The organism is Bradyrhizobium sp. SZCCHNRI20481 (genome assembly GCF_032485055.1).
GTDB lineage: Bacteria > Pseudomonadota > Alphaproteobacteria > Rhizobiales > Xanthobacteraceae > Bradyrhizobium.
In genome coordinates this window covers 1-18,211 of record NZ_JAUEUE010000023.1, presented here as the reverse complement: position 1 = coordinate 18,211, position 18,211 = coordinate 1, and the positions used below count along the sequence as shown (strand labels likewise).

14 protein-coding genes and 1 pseudogene are annotated in these 18,211 nt (G+C 66.7%); 7 read left to right on the top strand and 8 right to left on the bottom strand.

Annotation, left to right across the window (positions count from 1 at the left end; all coding sequences use genetic code 11):
* Positions 1–60: 60 nt before the first annotated feature.
* From QX132_RS30250 to QX132_RS30240, 3 genes are all read right to left on the bottom strand, one after another.
* Positions 61–1,395: an acyclic terpene utilization AtuA family protein gene (locus tag QX132_RS30250; protein WP_315775392.1), complete on the bottom strand. Its 1,335-nt coding sequence runs from the start codon at positions 1,393–1,395 to the stop codon at positions 61–63.
* Positions 1,396–1,499: 104 nt separating this feature from the next.
* Positions 1,500–2,624 carry a GGDEF domain-containing protein gene (locus QX132_RS30245; RefSeq protein ID WP_315775393.1) on the bottom strand — a complete coding sequence of 375 codons (1,125 nt, stop codon included), beginning with the start codon at positions 2,622–2,624 and terminating at the stop codon, positions 1,500–1,502.
* A 172-nt stretch (positions 2,625–2,796) separates the two neighbouring features.
* Complete coding sequence (locus tag QX132_RS30240; protein WP_316163592.1) at positions 2,797–3,630, bottom strand: SDR family oxidoreductase; 834 nt, start codon at positions 3,628–3,630, stop codon at positions 2,797–2,799.
* Positions 3,631–3,758: 128 nt separating this feature from the next.
* Here QX132_RS30240 and xylB point away from each other — a divergent pair, with 128 nt between their 5' ends.
* The 6 genes from xylB (at position 3,759) to QX132_RS30210 (ending at position 10,314) form a co-directional block, all read left to right on the top strand.
* Positions 3,759–5,204 carry a xylulokinase gene (gene xylB, locus QX132_RS30235; RefSeq protein WP_316163591.1) on the top strand — a complete coding sequence of 482 codons (1,446 nt, stop codon included), beginning with the start codon at positions 3,759–3,761 and terminating at the stop codon, positions 5,202–5,204.
* Positions 5,205–5,352: 148 nt separating this feature from the next.
* Entirely contained in the window at positions 5,353–6,876 is a 1,524-nt protein-coding gene (locus QX132_RS30230) for a sugar ABC transporter ATP-binding protein (RefSeq protein WP_316163590.1), read from the top strand.
* Complete coding sequence (locus QX132_RS30225; protein ID WP_316163589.1) at positions 6,869–7,927, top strand: ABC transporter permease subunit; 1,059 nt, start codon at positions 6,869–6,871, stop codon at positions 7,925–7,927. The genes QX132_RS30230 and QX132_RS30225 overlap by 8 nt, the downstream gene beginning before the upstream one ends.
* 100 nt (positions 7,928–8,027) lie before the next feature.
* Positions 8,028–8,975: an ABC transporter substrate-binding protein gene (locus QX132_RS30220; RefSeq protein WP_315734349.1), complete on the top strand. Its 948-nt coding sequence runs from the start codon at positions 8,028–8,030 to the stop codon at positions 8,973–8,975.
* Between the two features lie 449 nt (positions 8,976–9,424).
* Complete coding sequence (locus QX132_RS30215) at positions 9,425–9,763, top strand: Rieske 2Fe-2S domain-containing protein (protein ID WP_316163588.1); 339 nt, start codon at positions 9,425–9,427, stop codon at positions 9,761–9,763.
* Between the two features lie 83 nt (positions 9,764–9,846).
* On the top strand, positions 9,847–10,314 hold the full coding sequence (locus QX132_RS30210; RefSeq protein ID WP_316163587.1) for a J domain-containing protein: 468 nt from the start codon (positions 9,847–9,849) through the stop codon (positions 10,312–10,314).
* Positions 10,315–10,490: 176 nt separating this feature from the next.
* Here QX132_RS30210 and adh read toward each other — a convergent pair whose 3' ends face one another.
* From adh to QX132_RS30190, 4 genes are all read right to left on the bottom strand, one after another.
* On the bottom strand, positions 10,491–12,008 hold the full coding sequence (gene adh / locus QX132_RS30205) for an aldehyde dehydrogenase (protein WP_316163586.1): 1,518 nt from the start codon (positions 12,006–12,008) through the stop codon (positions 10,491–10,493).
* A 147-nt stretch (positions 12,009–12,155) separates the two neighbouring features.
* On the bottom strand, positions 12,156–13,160 hold the full coding sequence (locus QX132_RS30200; protein ID WP_315734359.1) for a helix-turn-helix domain-containing protein: 1,005 nt from the start codon (positions 13,158–13,160) through the stop codon (positions 12,156–12,158).
* 277 nt (positions 13,161–13,437) lie between these two features.
* The gene (locus QX132_RS30195) at positions 13,438–14,976 is read right to left on the bottom strand and encodes an outer membrane protein (RefSeq protein WP_316163585.1); all 1,539 of its coding nucleotides are present in this window, start codon (positions 14,974–14,976) and stop codon (positions 13,438–13,440) included.
* 1,092 nt (positions 14,977–16,068) lie between these two features.
* On the bottom strand, positions 16,069–17,049 hold the full coding sequence (locus QX132_RS30190) for a catalase family peroxidase (RefSeq protein ID WP_315783560.1): 981 nt from the start codon (positions 17,047–17,049) through the stop codon (positions 16,069–16,071).
* A 288-nt stretch (positions 17,050–17,337) separates the two neighbouring features.
* On the opposite strand from QX132_RS30190, the gene QX132_RS30185 reads away from it, so the two are divergent.
* Complete coding sequence (locus QX132_RS30185) at positions 17,338–17,865, top strand: ParB N-terminal domain-containing protein (RefSeq protein ID WP_315775402.1); 528 nt, start codon at positions 17,338–17,340, stop codon at positions 17,863–17,865.
* 193 nt (positions 17,866–18,058) lie between these two features.
* Here QX132_RS30185 and QX132_RS30180 read toward each other — a convergent pair.
* Positions 18,059–18,211: pseudogene (locus tag QX132_RS30180) on the bottom strand (acyl-CoA thioester hydrolase); the annotation flags it as partial.

Sequence of the window (18,211 nt, the reverse complement as noted above, 5' to 3'; positions counted from 1 at the left end):
CATCGCAACCATGACCACCAGCTTGCGCTGCCGGGAGCGATCCGTGAAGCCCTCGAAAGCTCAAGCCACCAGCATGCCGACGCAGAGCTGCGGCACGTCCTCGGGAACGAGACAGGAAGCGACGGCGATCACCTCGCGCGCCGATTTCCAGGCGCCGCCGCCGCCGGCCGGGCCATTGGTGTAGAGCGTCTCGACCTCGTTGCCGATGCGGACCGCCTCCGCCATCGTCTCGGTCCGCCCGGCGACGCGAACGCGCACCTCGTAGGGCTCGGCGACTTGTCCGCGATCGTCGCCATGCAGCGCATTCATCCCGATCAGGTCGCAGCGCAGCTCGCTCGTCGCCACGCCGATGAGTGCGAGGCGCTCACGGACGATATCGAGCGCGAGGCGGCCACGCGCGACTGCGCCAGGGCCGGCATAGGAGATCTGCCCCTCGCCGACATAGCTATCGAGATAGCCCACCGAGGTCTTCAACAGTCCCGTCTTCGGCCGGCCGCGGCCGCCGACCACCCTGACCCGGTCCGGACCAAGCTCCTCGACGGTCACCTGCGAGAAATCCGCCACGACGTCGGGTTGGAAATATTGCTCGGGATCGTGGATCTCGTACAGCAGTTGCTCCTTCACGGTCGCCGGCGTGACGCAGCCGCCGGAGCCCGCGACCTTGGTCACGATCAGTTCGCCATCCTCGCGCACCTCGCCGATCGGAAAGCCGAGCCGGGCGAGATCGGGAACATCCTTCACTCCGGGGTCCGCGAAATAACCGCCGGTGATCTGCCCGGCGCATTCGAGCAGATGACCGACGACGGTGCCCTGCCCGAGCCGGTCCCAATCATCCAGGGCCCAGCCGAACTCGTGGATCAGAGGTCCGAGAAACAGCGCCGGGTCGGCGGCGCGCCCGGTGATCACGACATCCGCGCCGGCCGCGAGCGCCTCCGCGATCGCGCCCGCCCCGACATAGGCGTTGGCCGAGACGACCCGATTGCCGAGGGCCCGGATCGTGTCGCCGGTGTCGAGCACGACATCCGCTGTCTTCAACGGCTCAAGAACATCGTCGCCGGTCACGGCCGCGATCTTCAGCCCCGCCAGTCCAAGCCGGCGCGCCATGGTGCGGGTGGCTTCGGCCGCGGCGACCGGATTGGCCGCACCCATGTTGGTGACGATACGGACGTTGTTGGCGCGGCAGATCGGCAGCACGGCCTGCATGCGCGCCGCCAGCAGCGGATCATAGCCGGCGGCCGGATCCTTCATGCGCGCCTGCTGCGCCAGCGCGATCGTGCGCTCCGCCAGGCACTCGAACACGAGATAGTCGAGGCCGCCCTTCGCCGCGAGCTCCACCGCAGGCTCGATCCGGTCGCCGGAATAGCCCGCTCCGGCGCCGATCCTGATGCTCCGCATCGGCCGCTCCTCCTGACATCATGCCGTTCGTCGGCTTCTGCCGATCACACTAGCGGCCGCGGTCCGACCTTGCCAGCGTCCGCATGGAACGGTCAGGCATGCTGCTAGTCCGCGAGCGCCAGCGTCGGCGCCTCGCTGCTTGCCGTGCATGTGACGGCAACGGCGATGTGCTCGTCAGCCCAGCACCATCGCTGGCCGCCGGCGCGCTTGGCCGCATAGAGCGCGCGATCGGCCTGGTCGAGCAGAGACTCCGTGTCGGCCTGCCGATCATCGGTAACCAGAATGCCGGCGCTGGCACTGATCTGAACGCGCATTCCGGTCAAGACAAACGGTTGCGACAGTGCCGTCACCGCGGCTTGCGCCAGCACGAGCGCGGCGTCGCGTCCCACCGCAGGCAGCAGCAGCATGAATTCGTCACCGCCGAACCGCGCCGCAAGGCCGGCGTCCCCGAGACAGTCCTGCAGGCGTGCGCCGACCTGACGCAGCAGCTCGTCACCGGCCTGATGGCCGAACTGGTCGTTGACGAGCTTGAAACCGTCGAGATCGACCGCGATGATGGCGACGGGGCGATCGCAACGGCCGAGTGCGGCGATGAACGCGGCGCGGTTCGGCAGGCCGGTGAGGAAATCGCACAGCGCCTGCCGCGCCAAGGCCTGCTGCGCCGTGATCCGCTCGGTGAAGGCAGCCGTGAGTCGATAGGACGTTCCGCGCAGTGTGATCCAGAACAGCACCACCATGCCGGCGCCCATCCGGTACACTGGCTCGGGCTGCATCAGGCAGGCCACCACGGTCGGAATCAGCAGCACCGCCGAGGAGGTCATGACGATCCATGGGCTGACACGCGACACGATGCCGACGCAGAAGGCCATCGACAGGCCGAAGCACATCCAAATGCCGGGCCCGTCGCCGATCTGAAACGCGCGTGCCGACAACGCACCGACGGCCAGACCGAAGGCGGCAGCGCCGAGGCCGTAGAGGCGTTCCCAGCGAATGATGCCATCGTGATCGAGCCGATCGAAGCGCGCCGCGAACATCCGCAGCTTGATCACACGAAGGGCACCGATCACCAGCAGCACCACCGTGATCGCGGCGTAGCCCGGATCGCGCGCAACCCAGGCCATCACGCTGCCGATCACGACGGCGGCGGCCGAGATCGTCCCGACCAGCGGCATCGAGCTGTACAGCAGATGCGCGAGATCGCGACGAATGTCCGGGTCCAATCGATGCATCGCAATTCCAGTTCGCCAGGCGCGCGCACTCTCGTACCCACGCCTTAACGAAATCTCGCTGCACCCGCGAAGGGCTGCCATGCGCGGCGGATGCTTAAGAGAACCTCACCACGACGACGACAATGCGAATGATGGCAGGCGCACGGCGCGCAAGACCGATGCTGGCGCCGGATCAGCTCGCCCAATTGTCTCGGAATTCGCCGAACAGCGTAATGCCGCCGCACGCATAGATCGTCTGCCCGGTGATGTAGCTCGCCTCGGCCGAGGCGAGAAAGGCGAACACGCCGGCGATCTCTTCCGGGCTCGCCACCCGCCCCATCGGAATATGAGACTCGACCGCGGCGCGCTTCACCGGGTCCCCGGTCCAGGCCGCGTTGATCGGCGTGTCGACCGCACCGGGCCCGACCGAATTGACGCGGATGCCGCGCCCGGCGAATTCGAGCGCCAAGGTCCGCGTGAGGCCCGCCATCGCGCTCTTGCTGATCGAATAAGCGAGATAGCCCGGCTTCGGAATGATCTGGTGCACGCTCGAGGTGTTGATGATGTTGCCGCCGCCGCGCGCGACGAAATGCGCCAGCGCGTGACGCGCGCAGAGCACGGCGCCGTTGAGATTGACCTCGAGAATCTTGCGATACGTGTCGACGTCGAGCGCCTCGCTGGGCGATTCCCGCTGGAAGCCGGCATTGTTGACCAGGCAGTCGAGCCTGGGCCAGCGCTTGAGCACCGTCTCGAACATCTCGGCGATCTCGGCCTCGACGCCGATGTCGGCCTTCACGGCGAAATGATCACGTGCGCTGTGACCGTGCGCGGCGGAGACCGCCTGCACCAGCGCCAGGGTTTCGTCGCCGGACGGCGACGGACCGCCGAAATTGATCGCAACATGCGCGCCCTCCTCGGCGAACCGCACCGCGATCGCGCGGCCGATGCCTTGCGTTGCGCCCGTCACCAGCGCGTAGTGTCCGACGAGACGCGACGCCCGTTCGGCTGGTTGATCAGATGGCTCCATGTCTCGACTCCTTGAAAATGATCTCGCCTCGGCACGCTGCGATGACTCGCGTTCGGATGACAAGGCTATCAGGAGTCTGGTATCGCTCCACTCCGTATCCGTCATTGCGCACGCAGGCGTGAGGCGTCATGTATCTCGGCATCGATCTTGGAACATCCGCGGTCAAGACGATCATCGTCGATGACGCGCAGCGCGTCGTTGCGAGTCGCAGCCACGCCCTGGCGATGGACGTGCCGCGACCGGGCTGGGCCGAGCAGGACCCCGCCGCGTGGATCGCCGCGGTGTTCATCACGCTCGATGCGCTCAAGGTCGATCATCCCGGCGCGGTGGCGGCGGTGGAAGCCATCGGCCTGTCGGGCCAGATGCATGGCCCGGTACTGCTCGATACCGCCATGAATCCGTTGCGGCCGTGCATTCTCTGGAACGATGGCCGGTCGGAGCGCGAATGTGTCGCGCTGGAGCAGCGCTGGCCCGCTTTGCGCAAGATCACCGGCAACAAGGCGATGCCCGGCTTCGCCGCGCCGAAGCTCATGTGGATCGAGGCGCACGAGCCGGAGATTTTCGCGGCCACGCGGCTGGTTCTGCAGCCGAAGGCCTATGTCCGGCTGGTGCTGTCGGGCGAGGCGATCGAGGACATGTCCGATGCGTCCGGCTCGCTCTGGCACGATGTCACCAGGCGCGACTGGTCGGACGAGGGCCTTGCCGCCACGCGCCTCACGCGTGCGCAGATGCCGCGCCTCGTCGAAGGCTGCGCACCGGCAGGTCGGTTGCGCAGCGACCTCGCGGAACGCTGGGGCATGACGAAGCGCCCAACCATCGCGGGCGGCGCCGGCGACAACCCGGCCGGCGCCGTCGGCATCGGTGCTGTCAGGCCGGGCGCCACGTTCATCACGCTCGGCACGTCCGGCGCCGTGATCACGCCGGTCGACACCGTCACGGCCAATCCCGAGCGGGTCGTTCACACCTTCTGTCATGCGATCCCAGCGATGTGGCTGCAGGCCGGCGCGATGCTGTCGGCGGCCTCATGCCTCGCCTGGGTCGCGCGGCTGCTCGGCGCGAGCGAGACCGAGCTGCTTGCGCCGCTGGGCACCCGGCCCGCCATGCCATCGCCGGTCAGCTTCCTGCCCTATCTTGCGGGCGAGCGGACGCCGCATGACGATCCCCATGTCCGCGGCCTGCTCGACGGCCTGAGCCATGCCACCGACCGCAACGCCATCGTTCAGGCGGTGCTCGAGGGCGTTGCCTTCGCCCTGGCCGACTGCCGCGACGCGTTGACGGAAACCGGCCTTGTGATTGCCGAGGCGGATGCGATCGGCGGCGGATCGCGCTCCGACCTTTGGCTCGCGATCCTGGCGAATGTCCTCGACATTCCCGTTCATCGGCTGGCCGAGGGCGAGACGGGCGCCGCCTTCGGTGCGGCACGGCTGGCACGTCTTGCCGTCACCGGCGAGGACATCGGTGCCGTCTGCACGCCGCCGGCGCGCGTGCGGACCTTCGCTCCGGACATCCCGCTGTCGGCAGCCTATGCCGAGCGGCGGCCGCGCTGGCAACAGCTCTATCGTCGGCCGAGCTGAACGCATCTCCGAAAGGCCACCGTCGCGGCGACATGTTGCAGCGGCGTCTCTTTCATATTGTATTCGGCAACAGCCTCTAGTTTAATGGCTTCCCGCGCCAGCGATCAACGAGCCGCGGACGACAAGACGACGTGCATTGGGAGGCACGATGAGCGGTCCGATCCTCGAGATGCGCGGGGTGTCGAAGTCATTCTTCACCATCAAGGCCCTGCACAAGGTCGACCTCACCGTCTACGCCGGCGAAGTCCATGCGCTGATGGGCGAAAACGGTGCCGGCAAATCCACGCTGATGAAGATTCTCTCCGGCGCCTATCGCCCGGATCCCGGCGGTGAGATCCGCATCGAGGGCCGGCCGGTGCGCATCGAAGGGCCGATGGGCGGCCGCAACGCCGGCATTTCGATCATCTACCAGGAGTTGTCGCTGGCGCCGAACCTGACGGTCGCCGAGAACATCTATCTCGGGCGCGAGCTGTCGCAGAGCGGCCTGCTCGCGCGCAGCACCATGCGCGAGGGCGCCGGGCCGATCCTGGACCGGCTCGGCGCCGATTTCACAGCCTCCACCTTGGTGGCCGAGTTGTCGATGGGCCAGCGCCAGCTGGTGGAGATCGCCCGCGCGCTGCATGCACGATCCAAGATCCTGATCATGGACGAGCCGACCACCTCGCTGTCAGCCGGCGAAAGCGAGAAGCTGTTCGCGCTGATCCGCCAGCTCCGCGCCGAAGGGCTCGCCATCATCTACATCTCGCATCGCATGGACGAGGTCTATGCGCTCGGCGACCGCGTCACCGTGCTGCGCGATGGCCGGCTGGTCGGGTCGCTGGACAAGCCGGAGATCCGCGCCGACAGCATCGTCCGCATGATGGTCGGCCGCGACGTGTCGTCCTTCTACAAGAAGGACCACGACCCGCACGCCAAGCGTGATCGCGCGGTGCTCAGCGCCGTCGACCTCGGCGACGGCCTTCGCGTTAAGAATTGCTCGCTGACCGTTCATGCCGGCGAGGTGGTCGGCCTCGCCGGGCTGATCGGCGCCGGACGCACCGAGCTCGCGCATCTCATCATCGGAGCGGCGCCGAAGACGACCGGACACATCGAGCTCGACGGTGAGAAAGTCAGCATCGACACGCCGCGCGATGCGCTCGATGCGGGCATCGCCTATCTGACCGAAGACAGGAAGGCGCTCGGGCTGTTCCTCGACATGTCCTGCGCCGACAACATCAACCTTGCCGTGATCGGGCGTGACGCGAAGCTCGGCGGCCTTCTCGACCGCGACAAGGCGCGCGCACGCGCCGACGAGGCGTTCAGCGCGCTGGGCATTCGCGCCCCCAATCCGGGCGTCACCGTCGGCGGCCTGTCGGGCGGCAATCAGCAGAAGGTGCTGCTGTCACGCCTGCTCGCGACCGCACCGAAGGTCCTGATCCTCGACGAGCCGACCCGCGGCGTCGATGTCGGCGCCAAGTCCGAGATCTATTCGATCATCGACAATCTCGCCAAGTCCGGCACCGCAATCCTGGTGATCTCGTCCGACCTGCCGGAGATTCTCGGCATCTGCGACCGCGTGCTGGTGATGCGCGAGGGACATCTGGTCGGCGACCTGCAGCAGAGCACGACATCACCCATCACCCAGGAAGACATCATGGCGCTGGCCACCGGGACGGAGCACGTCGATGCCTGACAACAGCCAAGCTCAAGCCAAGCCCGCGCCAGCGCAGATGAAGGCCGCGCCGGCACCGAGCCTCGCGGCATCGAACAACAAGCAGCAGCGGCTGCGGCTGATGATCCGCGCCGCCGGCATGCTGCCGGTGCTGCTCATCCTCTGCGTCGGCTTCCATATGCTGTCCGAAGGACGATTCTTCACCGGACAGAATCTCGGAATCGTGCTGCAGCAGGCCGCGGTGAATACCGTGCTCGCCGCCGGCATGACCTTCGTCATCCTGACCGGCGGCATCGATTTGTCGGTCGGCTCGATCCTCGCCGCGGCTGCAATGGCCGGCCTGACACTGTCGAAGATGCCCGATCTCGGCGCACTGTGGCTGCCGGCCGCGGTGCTGACGGGCCTCGCCTTCGGCGTCATCAATGGCGCGTTGATCGCGCTGTTGCGGCTGCCGCCCTTCATCGTGACACTCGGCTCGCTCACGGCGGTGCGCGGTCTCGCCCGCCTGATGGGTGGCGACACCACCGTGTTCAACCCATCGATTCCCTACGCCTTCATCGGAAACGCCTCGCTGACGATCATCCCCGGCGTCGTATCGATCCCCTGGCTGTCGGTGATCGCGCTGCTGGTGATCCTTGGCTCCTGGCTGATCCTGCGCCGGACCGTGCTCGGCGTGCACATCTATGCCGTCGGCGGCAATGAAAGCGCGGCGCGGCTCGCCGGCATCAAGGTCTGGGCCGTGCTGATCTTCGTCTACGGCATGTCCGGCCTGCTCGCGGGCCTCGGCGGCGGCATGCAGGCGGCGCGGCTCTATGCGGCGAACGGCCTGCAACTCGGCCAGTCCTATGAGCTCGACGCCATCACCGCGGTCATTCTCGGCGGCACGTCCTTCGTCGGCGGCATCGGTTCGATCTGGGGCACCTTGGTCGGCGCTCTCATCATCGCCGTGTTGTCGAACGGGCTCATCCTGGTCGGCGTGTCCGACATCTGGCAATACGTCATCAAGGGCCTCGTGATCATCGGCGCCGTCGCGCTCGACCGCTACCGGCTGCAGGGCTCGGCCCGCACCTGAGACAATATGGCGGGCATCACCAGAGCCCGCCGCAACGGATTCTTCCACGGCCACTGGTCCGCCGTGCGTAGACGAACAGGAAGGACCAGGGAGGAAACACATGGTCAAGTCGATGTTATCAGCCGGTGCCGCGCTGGCGCTCGTGATGAGCTCCGCGCCGTCATCGGCCAAGGAGCTGAAATCGATCGGCGTGTCGCTGGGCTCGCTCGGCAACCCGTTCTTCGTCGCGTTGTCGAAGGGCGCCGAGTTCGAGGCCAAGAAGACCAATCCCAACGTCAAGATCACCGCGGTCGGCTTCGAATATGATCTCGGCAAGCAGGTCACCCAGATCGACAATTTCATCGCCGCCGGCGTCGACATGATCCTGCTCAACCCGGGAGATCCCAAGGCGATCGGCCCCGCCATCAAGAAGGCGCAGGCGGCCGGCATCCTCGTCGTTGCGGTCGACACCGCGGCCGAGGGCGCCGATGCCACCGTGACGACCAACAACGTGCAGGCCGGCGAGATCTCGTGCCAGTACATCGTCGACAAGCTCGGCGGCAAAGGCGACGTCATCATCGAGAACGGGCCGCAGGTGTCGGCGGTGATCGACCGCGTCAACGGCTGCAAGAGCGTGTTCGCCAAGGCTCCCGGCATCAAGGTTCTCTCCAGCGACCAGGACGGCAAGGGCTCGCGCGAGGGCGGCCTCACGGTGACGCAGGGCTATCTCACCCGCTTCCCGAAGATCGACGCCATCTTCGCCATCAACGATCCCCAGGCGATCGGCACTGATCTCGCCGCGCGTCAGCAGCAGCGCACCGGCATCATCATCACCGCGGTCGACGGCGCCCCGGACATCGAAGCCGCGCTGAAGGATCCGGCCTCGCAGCAGATCCAGGCCTCGGCCTCGCAGGACCCGTTCTTCATGGCGCGCCGGGCCGTGCAGATCGGCGTCAACATCCTCAACGGCCAGAAGCCGGCCTCGACCGTCGAACTGCTGCCGTCCAAGCTGATCACGCGCGACAATGTCGGCGAGTACAAGGGCTGGACCTCCGAGCGCAAGGAGTAGAAATCGGCCGCTTCGCTTCTACCAAGCCCCCCGGCAACGCCGCCCTCACGGGCGGCGTTCTTCTTGGAACGAACCGCTGGACGCGCTCTATCAGGTTCTGAACGGCGCAGGCGTCGTCAAACTCGGCGACGACATCAAGGCCGGAACGACGAACCTGCCCTTGAAAGTCCGTCTCAAGGTCGCCAATGCGGTGAATGCTCGACGAGCCCGGCGCAGAGCGCCTGTTCGGCAAGGGCGACCTGCTGTGCGACCTCGGCCGCGGCCTGGTCCGCGCGCCCAGGGTCTGTTCATTCCCCAAGCGGAATTCCTCGCCGCGCTCGGCCGCAAATAGGTCCGCGCCATCCACCGGCGTGTCGCGTTTGCGACAACGACCCGCTGTTTGTTGCTGCTTTTCGCTGGTCCGGAATTTGCGTGAGCCTGCCTGACGGCACCAATCAGCAGGCGATCCGATGGCTTTCACCGCAGTCTGTCCGACAAGCGCCATAACCGAAGGCGGCATGGGCCTGTACCAGGTCGGCAAGAAGAGCGTGCTGCTGCTCTGGCCTCACGGCGGCGAGCTGAAGGCCTATCGCGGCCGCTGCCCGCATGCCGACGTGCCGCTGACCGAGGCGACGTTCGACGGCAAGACCATCACCTGCCCGCACCATCAATGGGGCTTCGACGGCGTGAACGGCAAGTGCGTCACGCATCTCGTCCGCAACGCGCTGCACGGCTACCCGCTGCAGGTCGAAGGCGGCGAGATTCAGGTCGACGTCGGTCCGGTCAAGCAGGCCCGGTCGCCGGCTTGATCGGCACAGCGACGATGGGAACAAACGCCGGGCACTCCCCTGTCCGCGCTGCGGAGGGAGGCCGTATCGACGAGTTCAGCTGCATGACGGGCGCCGCCGAATGGGTGATCTGGAATGGGTCGATAGGGATCGTCGACACGGTCCGGCTCGGCTCCATCACCGACGGCGCAACGGGACGGCTCGCACGGCTCGCGCCACCCTATGACGTCGTCGGGCCGTTCAGCCTCGACGAATTGGAGACCCACGGCCGCATCGTCTTCGGCTCCTGCCTCGTCATGTCGCAACGACGCTGGCGCGAGGATCAGGATGCGTTGCGGATCGAGGCGCGGGCCGCGCGTCGCGCCTTGTGGGATCAGCTCGCGCGCGACCAGAACGACGATGCCTTTCGCGCAATCCTTGAGCTACCCCTGCAGGGTATGCTGACGGCTACACACATCAAAGCTGCGTTCCGCCGGCTGGCCAAGTCCGCGCATCCCGACGCCGGCGGCAGCAATGAACTTTATCGACGCATTTCCGAGGCACGCGATGCGCTGCTGGCGCGGTTGGACTGAAGATCACGAGCGATGACGTGACCGACAGCCACGAAATGGCCAAGCGGAGCGAACCAGGAGCGGGATCCGAGCCGGCGCCCGAGCCAGCCGGACGCTTTCGTGCGACCGGCTGACATGCAGTCAAAAAGAGCAAGCCGGTCGGGGCGCTCATGCCCGACCGGCCCGGCTCCCAGCCTTTAGAAGAAGCCGAGCTTCTTCGGGCTGTAGCTGACCAGCATGTTCTTGGTCTGCTGATAGTGGTCGAGCATGACCTTGTGGGTCTCGCGACCGACGCCGGACTGCTTGTAGCCGCCGAACGCCGCATGCGCCGGATAGGCGTGATAGCAATTGGTCCAGACACGCCCCGCCTGGATATTGCGGCCGAAGCGGTAGCAGGTGTTGGCATCGCGGCTCCACACGCCGGCGCCCAGGCCGTAGAGCGTGTCGTTGGCGATCGCCAGCGCCTCGTCCTCGGTCTTGAAGGTCGTGACCGAGACCACGGGGCCGAAGATCTCCTCCTGGAACACGCGCATCTTGTTGTGCCCCTTGAACACCGTCGGCTTGACGTAGTAGCCGCCGGCGAGATCGCCGCCGAGCACGTTGCGCTCGCCGCCGATCAGGAGCTGCGCGCCCTCGTTCCTGCCGATATCGATGTAGGACAGGATCTTGGCGAGCTGCTCGGCGGAGGCCTGCGCGCCGATCATGGTCGCCGGATCGAGCGGGCTGCCCTGCACGATCGCGCCGACACGCTGCAGCGCGCGCTCCATGAAGCGCTCATAGATCGATTCGTGGATCAGCGCGCGGCTCGGGCAGGTGCAGACCTCGCCCTGGTTGAGCGCGAACATCACGAAGCCCTCGATCGCCTTGTCGAGGAAGTCGTCGTCCTCGGCGCAGACGTCCTTGAAGAAGATGTTGGGCGACTTGCCGCCGAGCTCGAGCGTGACCGGGATCAGGTTCTGCGAGGCGTATTGCATGATCAGCCGCCCCGTCGAGGTCTCACCGGTGAAGGCGATCTTGGCAATGCGGTTGGAGGAGGCCAGCGGCTTGCCCGCCTCTAAGCCGAACCCGTTGACGACGTTGAGCACGCCCGGCGGCAGCAGGTCGCCGACGATCTCCATCAGCACGAGGATCGAGGCCGGGGTCTGCTCGGCCGGCTTGAGCACGACGCAGTTGCCCGCGGCGAGCGCGGGCGCGAGCTTCCACGCCGCCATCAGGATCGGGAAATTCCACGGAATGATCTGGCCGACGACGCCGAGCGGCTCATGGAAGTGATAGGCGATGGTGTCGTGGTCGATCTCGGCGATCGAGCCTTCCTGCGCGCGGATCACGCCGGCGAAATAGCGGAAGTGATCGATGGCGAGCGGGATGTCGGCGGCGGTCGTCTCGCGGATCGGCTTGCCATTGTCCCAGGTCTCGGCGAGCGCCAGCCTGTCGAGATTGGCCTCCATGCGGTCGGCGATCCTGTTGAGGACCATCGCGCGCTCGGTGACGCTGGTGCGCGCCCAGCCGTCCTTGGCGGCATGCGCGGCGTCGAGCGCGGCCTCGATATCGGAGGCATCGGAGCGCGCGATCTCGCACACCGGCTGGCCGGTGATCGGCGAGATGTTGTCGAAATATTTGCCGGCGTTGGGGGCCTTCCAGGCACCGCCGATGAAGTTGTCGTAACGCGCAGCGAAAGGCGGCTTGAACGCCGCATTGACGTCAACCTTGGTCATCTCTCTCTCCCATTCACGCCGATGCACACGGCGTTGGAGAGAGGCTCGATCAAACCGGCGCGACAGACCAGAGGCCGGAACGAGCGCGTCCGAGGAAGTGTCGCAGTTCTGCGACATGTTGGCTGCGATTCGACAGCCGCGGCGCGTTCACCGCTCGAGCCCGAGCCGCTTCATCTTCCGGTGCAGGGTGGCGCGCGACATGTCGAGCTCCTTCGCCGCCTTCGAGACGTTGCCGCCGGCGCGCGCCAGCGCGCGCTTCAGAACGGCACGCTCGGCGGCGTCAATGTCGTCGCCCCCGGTGGTTGCATCCTTGATCAGGTCGCCGGCCGGCACCGGACGCGCCAGCGCGGACGGAGAGAGGTTGAGCGCACGGCGCGCCGCCCGTGTGGCACCGACGACGAGGTCGTTGCGATCGACCGCCAGCAACGAGTTGATCTCGCGCTCGCTGTCCGGCGTGAGCACGATGCGGGCGTGCGGAAAGGCCTGGCGGAAATTCTCCGCCTCGATCAGGCGCGCGGCATCCGCGACGGTGGTCGCGATCAGCCGACTGAAACCCTCGGTCAGATCGGCGCGACAGGAGGAGACGTCGAGCGCGGCCTTGAGCTGGCCGTGCTCGTCGAAGATCGGCGCCGTGGTGCAGAACAGCCGCGCGTTGCGTGACAGGTAGTGCTGATCGCGGTCGATGGTCAGCGGCCGCTTCTCGACCAGGCAGGTGCCGATGGCATTGGTGCCCTCGTGCCGCTCGCTCCACACCGCGCCGGTCCACAGGCCCCAGGATTCGAAGGTGGCGTCGTCCCCGCGGGCGCCGCGGCGCTCGAGCACCGTGCCCTCGGCATCGGCCAGCAGCACCGAGCAGCCGACGCCCCCAACCGCCAGGAACAGCCGGTCGAGGCTCGCCTGTGCGATCGCGAGCAGCCGCCCGAGCCGGGCGCGCGCGTCCGCGATCTCGGCGGCCGTCAGGCGGGCTGGCAGCTTCGGCGTGGCGGGATCGAGCGCATGGAGATGGCCGGAGCGGCGCCATGATGCCGCCAGCGCCGAGACCGCCGGCGCGCCTCGGCTATCGGCTCTGCCGTCAGCGTCAGCCTTGGCATCCCCCTTGGCCAAGGCCTCCAGGACGCGATCCGAATGGGCATTCCCGGGCGAACGCCCCATGTCCCTCCTCCCGGCTTTGCCCGCGTTGGCGCGGCTTGTTGCTAGACTAGCGCAACTACAGCACCGCGGTTTGACCGGCGTCAAGGAACGCTGACCAAGCTGTCATCGGTCACCCACCTGTCGCGTGACAGTAGCCGCCTGAGGGAGGACGTCGGCAAGTTCCTCAGCTCGGTGCGCGCGAGCTGAGCACCAGCCCACAAAACCGAAAAGGCCGCCTGGACGAACCAGGCGGCCTTGCCGTGTTGCGTGACCGGCGGCGTGGCGTCCGCCGCGGGCCTCAGCGGGCGCCGCGCGACAGCATCTCGAAGCGGTAGTTGACACCGATCATCGCCGTGTGGAGCTGGGTCTTCTGGCTGACGACGTTCGGTCCTCCTGTGATCGCGGCGGCGCCCGGCAGCGTGCCGGTCGCGGTGCCGAAATCGGCGTAGTCATATTCGGCGAAGGCCGACCAGTTGCGGGCGAACATCCACTCGACGCCGGCGCCGACCGTCCAGCCGCTGCGGTTGAACGCCACGCTGGCGGACTGTCCGGTGGCGGTGTTGACGACCGAAACGTTGGTCCGCGTCCACGCCGCGCCACCGCGCACATAGGCCAGGATCTCAGGCGTCACCAGATAGCCTGCGCGCACCGTGGCGGTGTAGAGGTTGCTGGTCCGCGTGTTCATCGTCAGCGCCGGCCCCAGCGGGCTCGACGCGTTGATGATGCCGAGATCGGCCATCGCCTGGATGCCGACGACGAAGCGGTCCATCTGGTAATCGCAACCGAGCTGCAGGCCGCCGACGACGTCGCCGCCATTGCTGGAGATGGCGGTCGGAATCTGCACGGCCGCGACGGGCAGCGGCGCCACGTTGCCGCCGCCGGTCACCGGCGGGTTCTGCGCCGGCGGATTGCCATTGTTGCCCTGCGGCGGCGGGTTCGGCTGGCCGCCGCCATTGTTCGGGGGTGGATTTTTCGGCGGCCAGCCGGGCTTGTCCGGATGATGCGGCCATCCGCCATGATTGTAGTTGCCGCCGTGCTGCTGCCAATGATCTTTGTCGGGCTGCTTGTCGCCATAGCCGCCCTTCCCGTCATCGTTGTCGCGCGGCTTGCCGCCCCAGCCGTAACCGCCATGCTTGTCGTCGTTCCGGTCATCCGGCTTCAGCCAGGCGTAGCTGTCACGTTCGCTCTTCAGCGGCTGCTTCGACCAGCCGAAGCCAAGCGGCTTGTCGTAGCCGTCGTCCTTCTTCGCGCCCCAGCCGGTGGCCGGCTTGTCATGATCGTTCTGCTGGTCATGTCGCAGCCAAGTATATTTGTCGGAGTAACCGTTCGAATGGAGCTGCGACCAGCCGCTCGACTTGCCATGGTCGTCGTCGTGAGGCTTGTCGAACCAGCCGCTGCCGTATTTGACGTCGTTGTAGTTGTCGTCCTTGGTCTTGGATGGCGCCGACGGCCATGAAGACTTGTTGTCGCCGCCTTTCGATCCAACCTGCGGCCAATGATGGCCACCGTCGTGATCGGGCTTGTAGGACGGCTTGTCGTGCGGCCAGTCGTGATCCTTGTCGCCATGATACTGCTTGCCGGGCTGCCACCAGCCCTTGTCGTTGCGCTCACAGATCGGGGGCTTGCCCGGCGGCTTATGCGGCGGCGGCTTCCATCCGCCGTTGTTCCCGCCGGGGTTGTTCGGCGGCGGCGGGTTTGGCGCGGGATTTGCGACCACAGGCGGCTTGACCACAGGCGGGTTGTTTGCATTGCCGACCGGCTGCTGCACAGGCTGAACGGGCGCGGCGGCGGCATTGGCGACCTGGGTCCACGTCTGCTGCTGGCGTGACCAGGCCATCCCGGCGTTCGCGCCAGCATGGCAGCCACTCCACCTGTAGGCGAAGACGTCAGGCGGCGGGAGCGGGGGAGGCAGGGCGAGATCAGTCGCCCAGACCGATGTCGTACTTCCTGCGAAAGTAGATAGGCAAAGGCACACGCCAAATACGCGACGCATCGAACTCACAACTCCTGAACACGTGCCGCAACAAACGGCGGCCGCATCAGGAGGGTGAGATTGTGTCGCGAACTGAATTGAAAAATGTCATTCGGAAGGAATGCAGATCGCGACGCCGACGCGATCGAAGTTCAGCTTTGACTGTTGCACGCAAGATGCAGGATTCCGGCGAAAAGAAGCAGCGCGCGACACGATTGCGACAAACAGCGCAATGCGCGATGCCGCCGCGGCTCATGAGTTCATTAGTAGATGAATGTGCGCACCGAACTCACTGGATGCGCAGCGCGTCGACGCCGCGCTCGACGGCATGCTTCCTGATCGCGCGCACCTCGCGATCGTCGGCCTTCGCATCGACAACACGCCCTGATTGCATCACGTCGAACATGGCGGCACATCGGCTGCACGGTCGCCATCGCCTTCGACGCGCCGACGCTCGGCTGTCCACGCGTGTCGACAACCCCTGCTCTTGGTTTCGCCGTTATCGCGCGGCTTGTGCGACGTCATCGATCGGGAGAGAAAGCGGCGAATGCCGTCGCAATCGCGCTGAATGAGGCCGGGCTTCGTCAACGTTGCGGCAACTCATCGGGATCGCGCGCCGCGAAGCATCCATAATTGCGGCCGGTTGTGTCGTGCTCGCTCGCCGGGCTCGAAGGCCCGACCGTATCCATCGATCCGATCCTGCACTCCGCACAGATGCACCCCATTCCCGCTCGTTCTGGATCGCGATCAGGATGGAACGAAGCTAGGTCGCGGCCGATCGCGACCGGAAATACGGATTTGAGCTCGCCGCCAAATCGTCCGGTCATCGGCACAAGCGCCGCCCGCAGCGCGCAGCATCATGGCTGGGCTCGCCTCGGCCACGACGACAGACTGAGGCCCGTCGGGCGGATCAGCGCAGCCTGATCCGCCGCACCGCGCGTCGCGCGTCAGTCATCATCACGGATTGCGCCGGGAGAACGAGATGGCGTAGGCGCCGTTGCGGATGTCGATCATCGGATCATCCGACGCCTCGACGCCGTCGGTGAGCTGGCCGGGCAGGAACAGCAGCTTCTTCTGCGCCCCGTCGCTGTCTTCGACCGCCTTGTCGATCGTCAGCACGCCGAGCTCGACCAGCTTGCGATCGTCAGGCCACGGCTTGGCCGGATCCTTGGTGTCGTCGCCGGCCGCAGCGAGCTGCGCCTTGAAGCGGAACGTCACCGGCCCCTGCTTCAGCCGCGCCGGCAGCTCGGCCATCAGGAAGTCCGGCGCGCGTTTCGCCGCGTCCTCCTTGTCGATATGCACGACCTTCTCCGGCAGCATCTGCCAGCGCACCGCCTGCTTTTCGCCGGCCTTGTTGACGAGCACGAAGGCGTTGACGCCGAAATAGGCCTCGTCGGCAAGACTGTCCGGCGTCGCGATGGTACCGAGCGCCGCCGGCACCGAGGGATGGCTGGCGATGAACTGCTCGAGCCTGGTCGGCTTGGCCGCGTTCGGTCCAGAGTCCGCGATCGCCAGGAACAAATCGCGCAGCTCCGCGCCGGTCGAGACGGGGAAGAATTTCAGCGAGTTGATCACGAGGTCCATGTCGCTGCCGTCGGCGAGATGAAACTTCACCGCCATGCCATGCGGATTGGCGTCGCCGGAGCCGTCCGGCAGGTTCGGCACGCCGGTGGAGTCCGAGAACCGCACCGTCACGGGAATTTCGCCGCCGCTGAACAGCGAAGCCTTGCTCAAGGTCGCCGCCTCGGTCGACGGCTTGAACTTGCCCTCGACCACGACGCCCTTGGCGTGATTGGCGCGAAAGCCGGCGTGCACGCCGAACACCTTGTTCATTGCATTGACGAGCTGCTCCTCGACCGGCGGTTCCTGCGCGAGGGCAGCGGCGGGCAACGCGAGGGCAATCCCGGCCAGCGCGGCAACGAGCGTGCGTGTCGTCATGAGCGGCGTCCTCCTGTATGAGCGGTGCAGCATAGCAGCATGAATTGACGCGCAAGCGACTTTCGTGCGCGACCGATGGGGCGCCCATCACAGTCGCATGATTCACCTTGCCGTTTGACAGGAGACATTCCGCCCCGTCACCCGCTCCTTGCGGCGAGATGGCGAATGTCTCTATTGTAGCCGCGCGTGCCCGGTCTGCCTCCGCTCCGCGCTGCCGTGCGGATCGGGGGATCGTGCCCCCTCCGACCCTGGCGCTGGACGGCGCGCGCCCACGACGGAGTTTCGACTGTGTCCGCACCGGAAAGCTTCCCCATCGACAAGATCCACGTCCCCGACAGGAAGCGCAAGGCGCTGAAGCAGGACGCGGTCGACGCGCTGGCCGAAAGCATTTTGGAGGTCGGCCAGCGCGAGCCGATCCTCGTCCGCCGCGACAAGGACCATTTTGTCCTGATCGAAGGTCTGCACCGCCTCGAAGCCTGCAAGGCCCTCGGCGAAAGCGCCATCATGGGTCTGCTGATCTCCGCCGAGGAAGCCCGCCAGCGCGAGCTGCCACCGCCGCCCGTCGATCCGGAGCGCGAGAAGATGGAGCGGCTGCGCAAGCTGCGGCTGGAGAAGGAGGAAGCGGAGAAGCTCGCCACGGCGCCGAGAGGCGTCCCGGGCGCCCATGCCGCGACGCATCCGCGCGGGCCGACGGAGACGACGAACCGGAGCAACAGGACTGCCACCGCGAAACCATCGCGCCCCGGACAGGGATCGACGCCCCGAACCCTGTCGGATTGGATCAAGCAACAAGAGCGCAGCGGCGGGCGATACTGACGGTTTCGACGCGCGATTGCCCCCGGCCAAGGTTTGATTGAGCGGCAGTCCGTAGGGCGGATCAGCGCAGCGTGATCCGCCGCCACGCGCCGCATCCGCTGCGCAAATGGCGTGACCGACTGGACGGCGGCGAGGTCGCGATCGCTGGCGGGCACATCTTCATCCCTCCACTCGTCCGGCCGTCAGCACCAGTTTATGCGAGGTCCGCCTTCATCAGGTCGCGCAGCGCTCTCGGTATCGGCTGCGCCCTGCCGCCGCTGATGAACGCGACTCTCACGTCGGCCTTGACGAGCACCTCCTCGCCGCGCCTGACCTCCTGCGCCAGCGTGATCGACGCGCCCTTCAC